This is a genomic window from Natrinema altunense (genome assembly GCF_000731985.1).
Lineage (GTDB): Archaea > Halobacteriota > Halobacteria > Halobacteriales > Natrialbaceae > Natrinema > Natrinema altunense.
Map to the genome: position 1 here is coordinate 70,367 of NZ_JNCS01000001.1, position 17,126 is coordinate 87,492.

Here is a 17,126-nt window from a genome sequence, read left to right on the forward strand (position 1 = left end):
CGAATAGACGGCGCGACTGTAACACAGAGAAGAGGCGATCCGTGGGTAGTAACCAGTCAGTACCGGTTGGGAAGCCATCACAGCGACCGCTGGGACTCTCGTTATCTGTCGAAAACGGTCTGCTGAATACAGTGGATGTGGTAATAAATGATTCAGCATACAACTAACTGAAATAATTACACTTGGTAAGTGTGATATCCCCCTTCATTTAAGCCCTCCTTTGTCGTGGGTTGTTGTGGCATGTCAATGCAGGCTGTCGTACTCGAAGAATTCCAAGAACCGCTCGAAGTACAAGAGGTCGACCGGCCGGAACTGGAACCCCACGGCGTGGTTGCGAAGGTCGAGGGCTGTGGTGTCTGCCGGAGCGACTGGCACTGCTGGCAGGGTGACTGGGACTGGTTCGGCTACCGGCCCGACCCGCCGCACATCCTGGGTCACGAACCGACAGGGACGGTCATCGAAGTGGGAGACGAAGTCGAGAACGTCGAGGAGGGCCAGGAGATCGCCATCCCGTTCAACTTCGCATGCGGGAAGTGTTCCCTCTGCCGCAACGGGCGGGAGAATATCTGTGAAAACCACATCGGACTCGGCTTCATGAACGAGGCACCCGGCGCGTTCGCGGAGGAGGTTCACATCCCCAACGGAGACATCAACGCCGTCCCGCTTCCGGACGGAATCGACGCCGAGACCGCCGCCGGCTGTGGCTGTCGGTTTATGACTTCCTACCACGGGATGGCTCATCAGGGTGACGTTGGCAACGGTGAAGACGTGGTCATACACGGCTGTGGAGGTATCGGCCTCTCTGCAATACACATTGCAAATGCACTGGGGGCAAACGTCATCGGCGTCGATCTGATGGACCAAAAACTCACCCGTGCCGAGGACCTCGGCGCGGTGGCGACGGTCAACGCGGCCGAGGTCGACGACCCCGCAAAGGAGGTCAGGGACATAACCGACGGCGGTGCAGATGTCTCCGTCGACGCGCTGGGAATCGAGACGACCTGCCGAAACGCGGTCGACTCGCTCGGGAAAGGCGGCCGCCACGTCCAGATCGGACTTACCACCAGCGACGAACAGGGCGAGATTCCGCTCCCGACCGACGAGTTCGTCGCGAAGGAAATAGAGTTCGTCGGCTCGCTCGGTCTACAGCCGTCTCGATACTCGGAGATGCTCGATATGATCGACACCGGCAAACTCGATCCAACGGCGTTGGTCGAAGACACGATCGACATTCATCAAGTCCCAGATGAACTCGAGGCGATGACCGAGTTCAACACCGTCGGTATTCCGATCTGTAACGACTTCAGTAGCTAACCCGCACACTTCTTTTGCTCGGATTCGAACATATTCGCGAACTGGTCTCTGCTCGGACGCTCGATTTCTCAGTGGCTACTATAGCGAACGGGGAACGATGCTCAGCGAGGTGTCCGTCTCCGGTCCTCATCGTCTCCGTATAGCCAATACAGAACCAAACCCAGTACTGCTTCGAGTGGGCCGATAAATACTGCTACGAGCAAGAAGAGGAAGTACACGAGGAGACCGAATACGCTCCCGGTGGAAGATGTAGTGCCCATATTTACAATTGTGATCGTTTGGATAATAGGTGGTTCGGAACAACAGATACGCAGTCGTCAGCGATCGGCTGTCTCATGCTACGATATGTCCGAAGAAGGGTTCAATAGAGTTAGTCACACGTACTTCACCGATACTGACCGCACAATTGTCTTACCCCCGTTGGGGCATCGCTGGTCGGTCGTATCCAAACCGCCCAACCGATCAGTATCCTAACGTTCTTTAGGATAGATTGCGTAACACACAGACGCGCACGAAAGTGCGCAAGAGCCGGAGTGCTAGGTTGGAGCCCCACTCCGGCTCACCCACTCGCCCCCGCGTAGCGGGAGCAATCCACCATTGGCGTTGGCGAAATAAAGACCTGCCGACGTGCCGCCGACCCAGTCGTAGCCGTCGCTGCGCCTCTCGCTGGATCGCGTTCCGCTCCGTCGGGGCCTGTACACGGAGCTACACATGGTTTCGAACGTTACGATCCACTGCGACTGCGGTACCGATATCCACACGACGACTGCCGATCCGGCGACGTGTCCGGACTGCGAGGCAGCGTTCGCACTGACAGTCATCGAACTCCCCGAGAATCACGATGCATTCAGCACTCACAACGGCTCTCGCTCGTATCGCGGCCCGTAAGAGCTGCGACCGAGCGGCGTTGCCACCGCTGTACGACGCGATCGATCCCGAGGCCCTGACCGCCGTCCTCGAGTCGGACGCGGCCGTGACTGTCCGGTTCGAGTACGCGGGCTATCGCGTCGTGATCGGTCCCGAACCCGACGAGGTGACGGTACGCGACCCGGATCGGTAACCGTCACCGATTCGGCCGCTCGAGCGGCCGATCGTTACCGACGTTCGGCTCAAACTCGAATCGACGTACGCGCTGTACAACGCTGGAAAACGGACTTAACATTGCTAATCCGGTTCGGTGGTATTAAGACCGTCCCGATAGAGCACACGACCATGTCACTCGAACGCATTGACCGCGTTGCCGTTCTCGGCGCGGGGAACATGGGACACGGGATCACCGAAGTAACCGCGTTGGCCGGCTACGACGTCACGATGCGCGACATCAAAGACGAGTTCGTCGAGGACGGCTACGAGTCCATCGAGTGGAGTCTACAGAAACTCGAGGACAAGGAGATGATCGACGAATCGGCCGACGAGGTCCTCTCGCGAATCGAGACGACGACGGACCTCGAAACGGCCGTCGCCGACGCCGACCTCGTCATTGAGGCCGCACCCGAGGACCTCGACCTGAAACACGACATCTTCACCGATCTCGAGGAGTACACCAGCGGCGACACGCTGCTGGCGACGAACACCTCGAGTCTGCCGATTTCCGACATCGCGGAAGCGGTCGACACGCCCGAGCGCGTGCTCGGACTGCACTTTTTCAACCCGCCCGTCAAGATGGACTTGGTCGAGGTCATCTACGGCGAGGACACCAGCGACGAGGCTGCCGAGGCCGGCTACGAGTGGGTCGAGTCGATCGGCAAGACGCCGATCTACGTCCGCAAGGACGTCCGCGGTTTCGTCGTCAACACGATCGTCGGTCCGTTCGGCGGCGAACCCGCGTTCATGGTCTCGAACGACGAGGCGACGATCCGCGAGGCCGACGCGACGATGGCCCACGAGCGGGGCTACCCGATGGGGCCGTTCGAACTCGGCGACCTCACCGGAATCGACGTCGGCTACCACGTCCGCAAGGAGGGTGACAGTCCGATCCCGCCGATTACGGAGGCGAAAGTCGAGGCCGGCGATCTCGGCCAGAAGACCGGCAAGGGCTTCTACGACTACGAGGACGGCGACGGTGCCGATTACGAACCCGAGGACGCGGGCGACTTCGACTGGCTCCGCGTCGAGGCCCGCATGATCAACCGCGCCGCGTTCCTCGTCGGCGAGGACGTCGCGACCCCCGAAGAGGTCGACACCGGGGTCCAGCTCGGGCTGGGCTTCCCCGAGGGCATCTGCCGACGCGGCGACAAGATCGGCCTCGATACGGTCCTCGAGAAACTCGAGACGCTCTACAAGGAGACGGGCGCGGACCGCTTCAAGCCCCACCCATACCTCGAGCAACTCGTCGCGGAGGGCAAAACCGGCGAGGACGCCGGCGCTGGCTTCTACGACTACGCCGACGACGAACTCGGTCCCTACCACGACCTGAACTACGAACTCGAGGACGGCGTCCTGCAGGTCGAACTCGACCGGCCGTCCCGAATGAACGCGCTGTCCGCGGACCTGCTCTCCGAGATCGACGACCTGTTCTCCTCGGTCGACACCGACGAGGTTCGGGTCGCGACGATCGAAGGGAGCGGCGACCGCGCGTTCAGCGCCGGCGCGGACATCTCCGGGTTCGCCGACGCGAACCCGACCGACCTGATGGACGTCTCGCCCGGCTTCGAGACGGTCAACGACTTCCCGCGGCCCGTCCTCGCGAAGATCGACGGTTTCTGTCTCGGTGGCGGCCTCGAACTCGCGTTGGCCTGCGACCTGCGGATCGCGACCGAACGGTCGTCGTTCGGTGCGCCCGAGATCGGCCTCGGCCTGATCCCCGGCGGCGGCGGCACCCAGCGACTCACCCGCATCCTCGGCGAGACCCGCGCGAAAGAACTGGTCTTCCGCGGCAACCACATCGACGCCGACCGCGCCGCGGACTGGGGACTGATCAACCGCTCGGTCGAGCGCGAGGACTTCGACGACACCGTCGCGGAGTTCCTCGAGGACCTGCGGTCGGGTCCGCCGATCGGCCTCAAGGTCGCCAAGAAGGTCATGAACGAGGGCCAAGACGCCAGCCTCGACGCCGCACTCGCCATGGAGAGCCAGGGCTTTGGCCTCCTCTCGAGCACCGACGACGTGCTGGAAGGGACCGCTGCGTTCGCCGAGGACCGCGAGCCCGAATTTGAGGGCAAGTAACACATGCCCGACGGACCGGCCGAGGCGTCGGACTGGCCGGAATGGGAGTCGTTCGTCCGCCGTCACGGCTACCTGTCGTGGCTCGACCTCGAGGTCGAACACCTCGAGAACGGCCGCGCGGTCCTGGTGATCGAACAGGATGAGGCCTTCGAGAACCCGGTCGGAACCGACGGACACGATCCGGTCCACGGCGGCATCGTCGCGACGCTGATCGACACCGCGAGCGCGTTCGCCCTGCGGAGCACGTTCGACGACCCCGGCGAGGCTTATCTCACGACGACGGATCTCAACGTCTCGTACCTGCGGCCGGCGACCGGCGACCTGCGCGCCGTCGCGGACGTGCTCCGGGCCGGCGGGTCGACCGGCGTCACCGACGTGACCGTCGAGGGGGCCGACGGCGAGGCTGCTGTCGGTCGGACCACCTATCGGCTGTTCCGCGACGGACTCGACGGCGACTGATCGGTCACCTCGAGTCAGTGCTCACGAGGGCGGCCGCGCCCTCGCGTGAACGGCGACCGATCGGCGACCGGACACCGGCGGGGAGCGATCACCGATCGTTACGCTCCTCGCCGAGTTCCCCGAAGATTCGCGGATCGGTCTGAAACTTGAGGACGTTGTGGACCGCCGAGTTTCGAATGTTCGAGATGACCTCCCCGTAGTCCCGATAACAGTCGTGAATCCACCGGGAGATCTCCTGGCGGTCGCGGAACATCATCACCGTCTTCCACTGGTACTCCCCGTCCGAGAGGAAGAAAAACAGTGTGTGTTTGTCCGTCTTGATGTGCTCCATCGCCTCGCGCCAGTTGTCGGCGAAGTGTTCGGGGTTGAACTTGAATTCGAACAGCGCGAAGATGTAGTACTCCTCGTTGGGGATGATCGCCTCGCGGAAGACGCCCTCGTCGCGCATCCGCCGAATCGACTCGCTGACGGTGACGTGGGAGACGTCGATCCCGTACTCCGATTCGAGGACCTGCGTGAGTTCCCGTGATGACAACTGTGGATCGTTCGAGAGCTCGCTGAGGATCGCGATGTCGCGATCCTTGAACTCCCAGTCTGGTGATTCGTCGCTCATGCTATCGTGACAGTTGTGGCGGCATGATGTTACGCTTGCGCTCCGGCAAGGAACTCGCGAAGGTGGTCGGCGTAGGCAGTCGGTCGATCCGCCGGCACCCAGTGATAGGCGTCCGACAGCGGTTCGAGCGTGGCGTCCGTGATGTCCGTGGCCAGTCGCTCGGCGTAATCGTAGGGCTGCATCACGTCGTCTGCGCCCCACAACAACAGCGTCTCGGCCGTGATCGCGCCGTAATCGATCTCGGTCGTGTGGTTCGTGTTCGTCGAGACGGCGTTGCGGACGAGCGAGACGTGTCCCGCGTCGGTCAGCCACGGCGCTTTCATGCCGTCGACGAACGCGGGATCGGCCTCGCCGTAGGTCCCGTCGACGAACGCCGCATCGAGTCGCTCCTCGAGTGCCGCGCGCTCGAGGTCGGCGGTCGAGGGGAGGCCCAGCGTCGAGACGAATTCAACGGGCCAGGAGTCATAACAGACGGCGTTCGAGAGGACGAGCTTGGCGACCCGGTCGGGGTTGTGTGCGGCGAAGCGCAGCGCGACGCCGCCGCCGATGTCGTGGGCGACGAGCATGATCTCCTCGATGCCGAGGTCGTCGAGGAGGGCTTCGAGGGCCGTCTCTTGAGCGCGGATCGAACGGTCGAAATCGTCGCTCATCGCGGAGTTCCCGTAGCCGACCATGTCGGGGGCGATCGTCCGACGGTCGTCGGCGACCGCCGGCACGATATCGCGCCAGAGGAACGACCAGGTCGGAATGCCGTGGAGGAAGACGACGGGCGGCTCCGTGCTGTCGTCGGGGCCGTCTTCGTGGTAGGCGACCGCGAGGTCGTGGCCGTCCACCGGGACCGTCGTCGACGACTGCTGCTCGGCCCAGGTTTCGTGGTCGACCATTCAGCGCCCTCCGTTCGCCGTGTCACCCGTCGAACGACGAGTCACGTCGGTCCACTGTCGATACGCGCGTCGACGCCCGGTTCGTGGGGTGCAGTCTCGCCTCACCATTGGTATCACATCGCTAGTTCAGTTTCCAACATGAAGTCTGTTTTGGGGAGTGTTACCGATGTTAACCGTCCAGCCCGATAGAACGGGACGGGGGACGCGAGCAGCCCGACCGATGGATACCGGCGGGAGTGACTCGGACGGGCGGCCCCGTTTCCGCGCGGCTATTCGTCGTCCGAGCCCCCCGTCAGTCCCGCCAGCGACTCGTCACCGATCTCCTCGAGGACGCGCTCGTGGAACGACTGGAGGGCGGCGCTCTCGTCTTCGGCGAGGACGACGTCGCTGGCCGACAGCGTGGCGAGGCCGAACGCCCGCGGCGTCGGCGAGTCGAGTTGCTGCCGCGAAACGTCGAGATCGCCGGCGTCGATCGCGCCGACGATGTCCTCGATCTCGCGGACGTTCAGTTTGTCCTCGAGAATCTCGCGGTAGGTCTCCTCGATCACCGCAAACTCCTCGAGTTCGTCCGCGAAGCCGAGCAACATCTCGCTCGAGACCTGCTGTTCGCTCGCGGACTTCTCGTAGCCCTTGTAGCGTTTGAGGATCATCAGCGAGCGCGTCGCGTTGATCCGGAAGTACCGCTGGAGCAGGTCCGTCTCCGAGAGCGACGCCCGGAGGTCCGTTCGGACCTGCTCGGCCTCGAGATCGGCGATGATCCCGTCGATGTCGACTTTCCGGTTGAGCGGCATCGAGAGGACGAAGCCGTTGTCCGCGACGGCCACGCGGACGTTCGCGGTCGCCTCCTGTGCACAGCGATAGGCCAGCAGCCGCGACAGGCCGTCGTTGACCCGGCGACCGTACGCCGAGTGGACGTAGTAGTGACGTTCGTACTCCGCTCGGTCCCGGACGACCTCGATGGCGAGGCGGTCGGGCGTGCTCACGCTCTCCGTGCCGGCGTATCGACACTGGTGGTCGAACAGACGGGCGATGGCCCGCACGCTGTCGTCGTCGAGGGGGAACTCCCGGAGCCACGCGCGGACCCGCGGCGGCCCGCCGGCCTCGTAGCGCTCGAGGAGTTCGTCCTGAAACGCGAGGATCTCCCGGCCGAGATCGGACGAGAGCGGCAGTCGCTCGGAGTACCACGAGGGAACGGTTGGGCGGGCGCTCGTGCGATCGACGTAGACCTTCGAACCCCGCCGGTAGCGGTACTCGAAGTTGCTCCCGCCGAGCACGAAGACGTCGCCTTTCTCCAGCGTATCGAGGTACTGCTCGTCCAACTGGCCGACCCACTCGTCGCTCGCGCGCGTGTACACGTCGCAGGTGAACGAGTCCGGGATCGTCCCGATGTTGGTCATGTAGATGACCCGCGCGAGTCGGCCCCGTTTTCCGACCAGCGGTTCGCCGATGGGGAATTCCTCGTGGTGATGTTGGCCGTCGGGCGGGTCGTTCTCGTCGCGCCAGACCTTCGCGTAGACGTTTCGCTCCTCGAGCCCGGCGTACTCGGCGGTGAGATATCGCATCAGCGATTCGTACTCGTCCTCGCCGTAGTTTCGATAGGGGTCGGCCCGACGGAGGATGGCGGTCAGTTCGGCCTCGGGTCGGATCTCGGCGATCGCCATCCCGTAGACGTGCTGGGCCGCCACGTCCTGAGCGTTCTCGGGGATCGAGACCGAGTCGACGAACCCCTCGGTGGCTTTCTTGAGCATGACCGCACACTCGAGGAGTTCGTCGCGGTCGAGGGCGATCACGCGCCCGGTAACGGTCTGGCCGACCCGGTGGCCCGCACGGCCGATCCGCTGGAGCAGGGCGGCGACGGACTTCGGCGAGCCGACCTGGACGACGAGATCGACGTGGGGCATGTCGATGCCCAACTCGAGGCTCGTCGAGGTGGTGACCACGTCGAGGTCGCCGTCTTTCAACCGGGCTTCGATCCCCTGTCGGACGTCCTTCGAGAGGCTGCCGTGGTGACAGCCGGAGTTGGCCTCGTCGTAGGCGTCGAACCGTTCCCTGAGGTTGTGGAGCACCCGTTCGGCCCCGGAACGCGTGTTCGTAAACACCAGCGTGTTCGTGTGGTCCTGCACGTGTTCGTGGAGCATCCGATAGAATCGCTCCTGGACGACCTCACGGGGCGTGTTGATCAGGTCGTCGGTCGGACACTCGAGTCGCATGTCGACCTCGCGGGCGAAGCGAGCGTCGACGATTTCGTAGTCGCGGGGATCGCCGCCCGGCTCCTCGCGGCCGACGAGGAACTCCGCCACCCGCGAAAGGGGCTCGATCGTCGCCGAGCAGCCGATCCGCGTCAGGTCTCCCTCGGACATCGCCTCGAGTCGCTCGAGGCTGACCGCGAGGTGGGTGCCTCGCTTGCCCGCGGCCAGCGAGTGGATCTCGTCGACGATGACGTACTCGACGGTTCGGAGCTTCTCGCGGAACTTCGGCGAGTTCAGCAGGATCGCCAGCGTCTCGGGGGTCGTGTTGAGGATGTGGGGCGTCTCCTCGAGCATTCGCTGGCGGTCGCTCGAGGACGTGTCGCCGTGGCGAATCGCGTGCCGGATCTCCGCTATGGATTCCGCGCCGTCGTCTCGTTCGTCGACGATGCGTTCGATTCCGTCGAGGGGGACCTCGAGATTGCGGTGAATGTCGTTCGCGAGGGACTTCAGCGGCGAGACGTAGAGGCAGTAGACCGAGTTCTCGAGGCCGTCGTCGGCCTCCCGCGCCGTTCGATACAGATCGTTGATGATCGACGTGAAACTCGCGAGGGTCTTCCCGCTTCCCGTCGGCGCACAGACGAGCGTGTTCGTCCCCTCGTGAATCGTCGGGATCGCACCCCGCTGTGGCGGCGTAAAAAAGCCCTCGTGTTCGGGGACGAACTCGCCGAACTCATCGAGCCACCACTCCTGTACCGCGGGCTCGAGCAACTCGAACACGTCGCCGTCCTCGATGGCTACGTCGGCCGGATCGAAGGGGAGGTCGTCGTCGTCGACCGGCAACGCGAGGTGCTCGCTCCCGTCCATTACCGTCGCCTCGGTGGCCGGCGTGTAAGAGGGTTTGGACAGCGGGGTGAAAGTGAACGCCCGAGTCACCGGTCGAGTGGCGATCGGTCGTGTGGATACCCGCCTCGAGTCGTTTCCCGGTTCCGACCACAATGCAGTTATCCCATCGTTGTTGACATTCAAGAAATGCTATCGTCGCGTTCTCTCAGTGTTGCCGTCGGCGTTCTGCTCGTCGCGCTCCTCACGGTGGGGCTCGTCGGGGGAACGACGATCGTCGATCCCGACGGGGACGACGTCTCGCCGCTGGACGAACTCCGCGACGGAACCGCGGTCTTCGACGGCGATACCGACGGCGACGGGCTCGACGACGGGGCGGAGAAGCGATACGGAACCGATCCAATCCACAGCGATACGGACGGTGACGGCCTCGCCGACGGCGCGGAAGTCCGCGACCACGGTACCGATCCGACCACGGCGGACACGGACGACGACGGCCTCGACGACGCCGCCGAACTCGAGGGGCACGGAACCGACCCGCAAGCGCCGGATACGGACGCTGACGGCCTCCGGGACGGTGCCGAAGTCCACGAACACGAGAGCGACCCGACCCGTAGAGATACGGACGGTGACGGTCTCGCCGACGGGCCGGAAGTCCACGAGCACGGAACCGACCCGACGGATTCCGATACCGACAGCGACGGACTCGCGGACGATACGGAACTCAACCGAGAAGATCTGTATCCCGACGCCGACCCACTCAGAACCGATATTTACGTCGAAGTCGACACCATGGACGGCGTCGCCCTCGAGCGAAGCGAGGCCGACCGGATCGCCGCCGCATTCGACGCGGCCCCGCTGGACAATCCCGACGGATCGACCGGGGGCGACCTGCACATGCAGTTCAACGAGACGATTCCGCGAGAGCCGTCGACCGACACCGGCGATCTGAGCCGGTATCGATCGCGCTACTTCGATCGGGAGGGGATGGGGTATCACTATCTGGTCATCGTCGAGGATATCGCCGAAGAACGGAGCCGCGGGACCGTCATCGGCAAAGCCGGACTGGGAACGATGATGGTCGAAGCGCAGTCGGGTCCCGGGGAGACGGGATCGACCGTGATGCACGAACTGGGCCACTCGCTCGGCCTCTCGAACGGGGACTTCGAGGGTATCGACACCGACCAGTACAGTTTCGCCAGCTACACGAGCGTGATGAACTACAATTCGCCGCGCGACTACTACGGGTTCTCCGCGGGCGGCTTCTTCAACGAGTTCGACGACTGGGCGTACATCGACGACCACATGTTCACGCCCGCGACGTCGTTCGTTTCCGACGCCGAATGACCCGCGATCAGTCCGCGACAGCCGACCGCCACCGCGGTGACTGCCGATCCACGCCATTCGGCCACAGGCGAACTGCCGGACCCCTGGTCGCCGCCGTTCCCTCGAGCGCCCCCGGTCGATACGACCGTGCATGCCACGCTACGCGAACCCGACAGTCGCGTTCGCGTCAGTCGGCGATCGAACTCGCGCCTCGAGCGTGTCCATATACTGCCTGGGTTTTACGTCACGGTCTGACCAGAAATTCACTTCGGCTACGAGACAGGCAATCACGGGATCGATCTTCACCGCCGGTCGCGGCGTAAATAACGTACCGTCGGCACGTTGCCGTACCGGATCGACTCGAGGACGGATCAGAAATGATCGATCTAGCCCTCGCGCAGGGACAGAATCTCGCTCCGGAGGATACGGCGAGTCGAAATGAGGCTCATTGTAGGAGCGAACTCATACCGTCGGAAAGACACTTCGGGCGACTATCTGATGCATCTAATAGACTTGGTGGGCCCTATACAACTTCTACGGAGTATGAATCTTCCACTAATCGATCTATACCGAAAAAACGGATAAGAAAAACTCCTATTTAGATCTGGACTTCTTTCGAGGTGATCTGAGTAGATCGGTCGCCGTTCTTTGCAGTGACGGAAACTGTCACGGAGTCACCGTCTGCAACGCTTGCGCTGGTAATAACCGTACCACTACCAGACGGTGCGATATTCGTCCCCGAGGTCGTGGTCTTAGCGGTTGCACCGACTTCGGTCAGATTATAGGTACCATCAGAGTCTGCACCGTTCGTGGAGACTCTGAGGGTCGTTCCATCTTCCTGAGCACTATTGTAGGATACAGTAATCGTGTCCGACGTACTGTCGCCTTCAATCGTTGCACCAGCCTGAACGTTACTCTCGACGCTGCTCCCCATATCGAGCACGAAGGCAGCGATCACGGCGGCGAGAATAACCGTAATTGCCACCATAAGAATGACACCAATAACAGGTGACACTGCACGTTCTTCGTCCGATCCGATCAACTTCTGTCGTACCGCTTTACCATCGATCATTGATTCTCACGCATCGGGCGTGAACGGTGAGAAAGCTTATCAGCACCCTCCCCAAACGGACAGGTGCGGATAGGGGATTTCGGAACCAACCTTGCGTCCCCGCTTTCTCGGGCGTCGTCACCGATGCTAATCGTGAGAGGACACTGGGTATATATAAATATGCCTGATAGTCGGAATCGTTCTCCGACCAAAGGCTTTCAAGACTGAGAATCAGCACCAACTGGAAGCCTCACAGGGTCGTCTTGAAGCCGCTCTGTCTTGCGGTTTTCCGTTCCCCTCACCAACTTCAGGTGTTTGTAATCCAAGAAACGTGATTGATATATGTCTGATTCGAACACCGTCGTAACTGTCCGAGCGCTTGAGCGTACATCGCAACGGACAACGTACAGTGGTCTGTGAAACACCGTTGAGGGCCACGAGTGGCCGTGTAGTGGATGCGACTTATCCACCGGGGGCGGGCGGGCACAAGTGTCTCACCTCGTCTCTGAGTCACCCGCGCTTACAAACTCATCGTGTCTGGGAGAGATATTTGGACGACTATTTCCAGAACCGCGAAATGAGACTGTACGTACTCTGTGTATGGCGACCTTTGTTCGGGAAAATGAAAAGTGGGACCGCCGAGGTCATCCACTCGACCGTTACGTACGTTGTACTGGCCGTTTTCGAGGTTTCCGGAAATCATTCGGGATCACCTTCGCTAAGGAAATCGCGGCGGGACTGCATCCGCCGAATCGGGTCCGGATGGTCGTAGTGCTCCCTGATCACGTCAGGGGTCGCGTTCACTCGTTCAGCAACAACCTCCGGCGGCCAGCCCTCATCACGCATATGCGTGATCGAACCCGTCCGAATTGGGTGCGGTGACCGACTCGAGGGGCACCGCGCCTCGAGCGTATGCTCCAAGGCTTCGCAGTTCGTCGTGTCTCGGTCGTGCGGACACGATCCCCAGTGGCATGGCTGGGTCATGATATAGATCTCGCGGCGAATGCTCGATTTCGAGGCTCTGCCGTCGTCTCCTTTCTCAGTCGTCAATAGCGGTCGACGGTCGTTCGAATCCTGTCGCTCGACGCGGTGCACGTCGATATACTCCTGAACCCGATCGGCGACCGTTTGTGAAAGCGCTACTGGCCGCTCACCCTCACGTTTGTTCTTCAGCGGCGTTTCCGGTCGGTGACGGAAGTAGATGAACGGTACATCTACCTGTTCAAGAGCTGCTTGATCGATATCGTCCTGATGACGAAGCCGCTCGAGGTCCGATTCCTCGAAAAAGCAGTCACGGAGATCGAGCCCACGTAGCCCACCGAGTCGGCAGCCGGTGTGCCACAGGAGTTCGAACATAGCCTGTCGTCGTGACGCCCGCGCGTACCGATTCAGATTCTCACGGATCGTCTCGGCGCGCTCGGCGGATAGCAGCTCGTCATTGACGCGATCGGCCAACTCCACCGACGGCACTTCGATCTTTGCTGGCAGTCCTTCCGGAACCGCATCAATCCGCTCGCAGAACTGGATGAACTGCTTGAGCGTCCCGATCTGGTTATTCAGCGTCGAGACCTTCAGCCCCTCCGCTCGACGAGCCGAATCAAACTGGAAGACATCACGGCTCGTGAGATCGTTCAGGTTATCGATTCCCTCTTGCTTGCACCACTGAACGAACGGCTTCAGTCGGTACCGATAGCTCTGAAGCGTCTCGTCGGCTCGCGTCGACTGGAGTCGATCGAGCCACAGATCCACCGCCTCCTGCGGGGCGATCGGCTCGAGATCGTCACTCATCCCGATCACCTCCGCTCCAGTTCTCGGGGCTACCCCAACGGAACCGCGGGTGGTCGTCCTCGAGTTCGTCGCGTTCGAACAGGCGATCTTGGAGCCACGTCTGCAGCGCGGGTCCGGAGCGATCGTGCGGCGGGCCGTCCGGACAGTGGTGGTCGTCGACGCGGGCCGAGAGATCATCGAAACAGGCGATCATCTCGACCAGCGCCGCGTTCTGGTATCGCAGCTCCGTCGCGATCGCCTCGAGCGCCTCGGTCTGTCGCTCGACCGCATCGGCCTGGCGCTCGAGGACCTCGCGTTGTGCCTCGAGGGCGAGGAACTCGTCACTCATCGTGATCACCGTTCCCGGAGCCGTCGGTCGCGGCGATCTCGAGTTCGCACGCGTCCGCGAGTCGTTTGAGGCGTTGGCGGAGCAGCCCACGCCCATCGTCGGTGAGGGCGTATTCGTTCGTCCGCTGGTCGAGCGCGGCCTTCTCGACGAGCCCGCGCTCGACGAGCGTATCGAGGTTCGGGTACAACCGCCCGTGATTCACGTCGCCGTACTGGGGCTCGAGTCGGCGCTTGATCGCGAGTCCGTAGCAGGTCTCGTCCTCGCGCTCGAGGCGAGCGATCGCTTCCAGGGCGTCGCGCTGGAATCCAGAGAGGTCTCCCCACGTCGTGCCGCCGTCGGCCACGAGTCGCTGGTCAGAAAGGGTCGATGCGTCTGTCGTGTCGGGGCTTTCAAGACCCCGCGAAGTGTCGTCGTACATGGCTTGCGTACCACATCTACGCGAGCCGCGCGGACCCGGTGTCACCAGCACCGGCCCGCATTTTCCGAACGGACCCAACGGACAGTCGGGTCCACGTGAAACTCGCGTTATCGAACCAATCACTACTCTATGGTAATAAAACCATTCACTGAACAGTTTCACTTTTGAGTGTGCTCGGGAGAGGGAGCAATGCACACCGAGGCATGTAAAGGATAAGTCTTCGATTCGCCAGTAATGAGATACCGGGGGGAATGGATGCAATTGCCAACCGATGACTACATCCTTGAGGCTCTCAACTCCGGGCTCGGACTCACTCCCGCAGTAATTGCTTGGAACATCGATAAAGGGAGAACGACAGTCCAAAAGCGACTCAACCCGCTCGCTTCTGCAGGGCTTATCGAACGAGTTGACGAGAAAGGTTACTATAGAATCACCGACGACGGTCGTGCTTATCTCGAGGGAGATCTCGACGCGGACGACCTCGAGCCGGATACCGAGTGATCGGTGTCCGAGTCTCGTCGGTGCGGAGCGAACGCTTATCAGCGTCTTCCTCCTACGTGGCCGTATATGGCGAGTGCGACACGACGTGACCGAAACGAGGGCGTCGAGTTCGTCCACGAAGACGACGGGAGTATTACCGCCGTCGACCTCGAGACCGGCGTTGCATCGTTCGGCGACTCCAAGGCCGAAGCACTGTCGATGCTCGCGGAAGCCCTCGAACTGCACGAGGGCGGCGGCGAGCCGGTCACAGACGCGGATCTCGAAGAATGGGGGCTCGATCCCGACGTTACCGGTGACAAGGAACTCCCCGAGTTCATGCAGTAGATGGTTCGGACGACGTTTTCCGGACGAGAAATCGCGAAGGTTCTTCAGGATCACGGGTTCCGTCCGATTGACCGAACGGGAAGCCACCTGAAGCTCCGATACGAACACCCCGAAACCGACGAGGTACGGACCGTCACTGTCCCGATGCATTCCGAAGACAAGATCCCGACCGGGACGATGCGATCGATCGCTAATCAATGCGGTGCAGAGGACTTCCACGCCTGGTGCGAGTGGATCGACAATAACCGGTAGGCTCATTTCTCGACCCCCTCGAGTCCGGTCCGCTGAATGATCGGTTCGATCCAGCTGGGGAGATCGTCGTCGACGCGCTGGCCGTCCTGGTTGAGGACGAGTACGAGCGCGGCGGTGTCGTCGTTCACGCCGAATACCCAGTGTCGCCCGCTGTCGATCCGGATATCAACGCGCGCGGTATTTGTCGGCGTACCGATGACCTCAACCGATGCGGTGCCAGCCGGTGTTTCGACCTCGAAACCACCGAGCGAATCACTTTCCGGTGGCGCTTTGGTTGCACTCTCGGACATACACGGTTCGAGGTGCGTCGCGACCATATTCCTACAGCGGCAGTGGCCGGAAACAGCCGAAATCCGCTCTACACCGTGAGAACGGGTTAAAGAGCGGCTGTATCCCGTGGCCGGAAACTGACCGGAAAGTGGCCGGAAAGCAAGAACCGCATCACGGCTCGGGGACGAAGTAGTTCTTTCCGCGACCCGCGCCGGTCGACTCGAGCAAGCCGTACTTGTCGACCAGTGCCGAAAGATAGCGCCGCCGAGTCCGGTTCGGTTTCGGATCTGCGGCCCGTTCTTCGTACGTCGCGTGCAACTCGGTCACGCCGATCTCCTCGGCGTCCGAGACGATGTCGTACAGGAGTCGTTTGTGGGTTCCTAATGAGTTGATGTGATCCTGCCGGAGGTCTTGACGCGCCTCGTCGTGGACCGCATCGATATCCTCGAGCGTGATTTGCGATCGATCCGAGCGATCGACCCGCCGAGTTGACTTCCCGAGTAGCTTGATCGCCTTGCGGGCATCGCCAGCTGCGAGGTCAGCGATGTACTCGATCGCGTCCATTCCGATCACGCCGGGGCGGAGTCCGGCGTCGATCCGTGCCAGAAGGATATCGATCAATTCGTCATTAGCAAATTTCCGCAGTCGGAGCGTCTCAGCGCTCGAAAATCGTGATCTGACCCGCCCGTTCAGTCGATGATTCGCGAAAAAGTCGTCCTCGTCGATCGTGATCGCGACGATCGTCACGTTCGGGAGATCCCCGAGTCCCAAGAGAAGCGTTTCGTCCTCGAGCGCGTCGACCTCGTCGAGAATCGCAACGATGTGATCGTCCGTCTCTCGGAACTCATCGATGAACGTGCTGGTAGCGGTCCCGTCCCTCGATAGATGGTTTCCGATTCCCGAGTCCTGCGCGAGCCCGTGGAGAACCTCGGTTTTCGAGGAACCGGACATGCAGTTCCAATACGCCCGGCGGACACCGAACGATTCCTCACGGAGTTTCCGAACGACGTACTTCGCGAGAGTCGTTTTCCCAGACCCCGATGGGCCGAATATGAGACTGTGTTCGCCGCCGACTCCTTGTGTCAGCGGTTCCAACGCAGTGGCGAGCTGACTGATTTGTCCGTCCCGATGCTCGAGGTCTTGCGGGACGTAGGTGGTTTCGAGGGCTCGAGCGTTTGTAATCATATCTAAATAGCAAGAAGGTCAGATAATAAAACTGGTAGCCGAAAACACGTGTCCCAAAAGCTTCCAATTAGAACTCTGCTAGGAGATAGCAGTGGTGAGCTGCGAGAAGATTCGAGGAAACCTATTCGAGATTGATCTTAATGAATTCGGTTACTTCAGCGCCGATCTATGAGGGTTCTAAGGATAGGTTGCTGAATAGTGACGAGAGATTTTTATCCG

17 protein-coding genes are annotated in these 17,126 nt (G+C 61.6%); 8 read left to right on the plus strand and 9 right to left on the minus strand.

The annotated features are described in order from the left end of the window. Window positions 1–246 precede the first annotated feature (246 nt). The 4 genes from ALTAJ2_RS00370 to ALTAJ2_RS00385 all read left to right on the plus strand — a co-directional run bounded on the left by ALTAJ2_RS00370 (window position 247) and on the right by ALTAJ2_RS00385 (window position 4,938). The gene (locus tag ALTAJ2_RS00370) at window positions 247–1,314 is read left to right on the plus strand and encodes a zinc-dependent alcohol dehydrogenase family protein (RefSeq protein ID WP_007108850.1); all 1,068 of its coding nucleotides are present in this window, start codon (window positions 247–249) and stop codon (window positions 1,312–1,314) included. 841 nt (window positions 1,315–2,155) lie between these two features. Next, complete coding sequence (locus tag ALTAJ2_RS00375; RefSeq protein WP_050031405.1) at window positions 2,156–2,374, plus strand: HalOD1 output domain-containing protein; 219 nt, start codon at window positions 2,156–2,158, stop codon at window positions 2,372–2,374. A gap of 152 nt (window positions 2,375–2,526) precedes the next feature. Next, window positions 2,527–4,479 (plus strand): 3-hydroxyacyl-CoA dehydrogenase/enoyl-CoA hydratase family protein, encoded by a 1,953-nt coding sequence (locus tag ALTAJ2_RS00380; RefSeq protein WP_007108847.1) that lies wholly within the window; start codon window positions 2,527–2,529, stop codon window positions 4,477–4,479. 3 nt (window positions 4,480–4,482) lie between these two features. Then, entirely contained in the window at window positions 4,483–4,938 is a 456-nt protein-coding gene (locus ALTAJ2_RS00385) for a PaaI family thioesterase (RefSeq protein ID WP_007108846.1), read from the plus strand. Between the two features lie 88 nt (window positions 4,939–5,026). Here the strand turns inward: ALTAJ2_RS00385 and ALTAJ2_RS00390 are convergent, their stop codons facing one another. The 3 genes from ALTAJ2_RS00390 to ALTAJ2_RS00400 form a co-directional block, all read right to left on the minus strand. Next, window positions 5,027–5,551, minus strand: coding sequence for an Lrp/AsnC family transcriptional regulator (locus ALTAJ2_RS00390; RefSeq protein WP_006186015.1), 525 nt, complete (start codon window positions 5,549–5,551; stop codon window positions 5,027–5,029). 29 nt (window positions 5,552–5,580) lie between these two features. Further along, window positions 5,581–6,435, minus strand: coding sequence for an alpha/beta fold hydrolase (locus tag ALTAJ2_RS00395; RefSeq protein WP_007108845.1), 855 nt, complete (start codon window positions 6,433–6,435; stop codon window positions 5,581–5,583). 269 nt (window positions 6,436–6,704) lie between these two features. Then, complete coding sequence (locus ALTAJ2_RS00400; RefSeq protein ID WP_007108844.1) at window positions 6,705–9,488, minus strand: ATP-dependent helicase; 2,784 nt, start codon at window positions 9,486–9,488, stop codon at window positions 6,705–6,707. Window positions 9,489–9,653: 165 nt separating this feature from the next. Here ALTAJ2_RS00400 and ALTAJ2_RS00405 point away from each other — a divergent pair, with 165 nt between their 5' ends. Continuing rightward, window positions 9,654–10,811 carry a zinc metalloprotease gene (locus tag ALTAJ2_RS00405; protein WP_007108843.1) on the plus strand — a complete coding sequence of 386 codons (1,158 nt, stop codon included), beginning with the start codon at window positions 9,654–9,656 and terminating at the stop codon, window positions 10,809–10,811. Between the two features lie 577 nt (window positions 10,812–11,388). On the opposite strand, the gene ALTAJ2_RS00410 is transcribed toward ALTAJ2_RS00405, so the two are convergent. From ALTAJ2_RS00410 to ALTAJ2_RS00425, 4 genes are all read right to left on the minus strand, one after another. Beyond that, the gene (locus tag ALTAJ2_RS00410; RefSeq protein WP_144240166.1) at window positions 11,389–11,862 is read right to left on the minus strand and encodes a type IV pilin; all 474 of its coding nucleotides are present in this window, start codon (window positions 11,860–11,862) and stop codon (window positions 11,389–11,391) included. A 678-nt stretch (window positions 11,863–12,540) separates the two neighbouring features. Next, window positions 12,541–13,629 (minus strand): tyrosine-type recombinase/integrase, encoded by a 1,089-nt coding sequence (locus ALTAJ2_RS00415; protein ID WP_049900260.1) that lies wholly within the window; start codon window positions 13,627–13,629, stop codon window positions 12,541–12,543. After that, the gene (locus ALTAJ2_RS00420; RefSeq protein WP_049900108.1) at window positions 13,622–13,957 is read right to left on the minus strand and encodes a hypothetical protein; all 336 of its coding nucleotides are present in this window, start codon (window positions 13,955–13,957) and stop codon (window positions 13,622–13,624) included. The genes ALTAJ2_RS00415 and ALTAJ2_RS00420 overlap by 8 nt, the downstream gene beginning before the upstream one ends. After that, window positions 13,950–14,375: a PadR family transcriptional regulator gene (locus ALTAJ2_RS00425; protein ID WP_239647675.1), complete on the minus strand. Its 426-nt coding sequence runs from the start codon at window positions 14,373–14,375 to the stop codon at window positions 13,950–13,952. Before ALTAJ2_RS00425 ends, ALTAJ2_RS00420 begins: the two co-directional genes overlap by 8 nt. Window positions 14,376–14,609: 234 nt before the next feature. Between ALTAJ2_RS00425 and ALTAJ2_RS00430 the strand changes: the two genes are divergently transcribed. The 3 genes from ALTAJ2_RS00430 to ALTAJ2_RS00440 all read left to right on the plus strand — a co-directional run bounded on the left by ALTAJ2_RS00430 (window position 14,610) and on the right by ALTAJ2_RS00440 (window position 15,452). Continuing rightward, window positions 14,610–14,876, plus strand: a complete 267-nt coding sequence (locus ALTAJ2_RS00430; protein ID WP_007108838.1) for a winged helix-turn-helix domain-containing protein — start codon at window positions 14,610–14,612, stop codon at window positions 14,874–14,876. 66 nt (window positions 14,877–14,942) lie between these two features. After that, window positions 14,943–15,200, plus strand: a complete 258-nt coding sequence (locus tag ALTAJ2_RS00435) for a type II toxin-antitoxin system HicB family antitoxin (protein WP_007108837.1) — start codon at window positions 14,943–14,945, stop codon at window positions 15,198–15,200. Then, entirely contained in the window at window positions 15,201–15,452 is a 252-nt protein-coding gene (locus tag ALTAJ2_RS00440) for a type II toxin-antitoxin system HicA family toxin (protein WP_007108836.1), read from the plus strand. A 2-nt stretch (window positions 15,453–15,454) separates the two neighbouring features. On the opposite strand, the gene ALTAJ2_RS20205 is transcribed toward ALTAJ2_RS00440, so the two are convergent. Both ALTAJ2_RS20205 and ALTAJ2_RS00450 read right to left on the minus strand, forming a co-directional pair. Further along, complete coding sequence (locus tag ALTAJ2_RS20205; RefSeq protein ID WP_275039501.1) at window positions 15,455–15,580, minus strand: hypothetical protein; 126 nt, start codon at window positions 15,578–15,580, stop codon at window positions 15,455–15,457. A gap of 313 nt (window positions 15,581–15,893) precedes the next feature. Further along, complete coding sequence (locus ALTAJ2_RS00450; protein WP_007108834.1) at window positions 15,894–16,907, minus strand: Cdc6/Cdc18 family protein; 1,014 nt, start codon at window positions 16,905–16,907, stop codon at window positions 15,894–15,896. Window positions 16,908–17,126 lie beyond the last annotated feature (219 nt).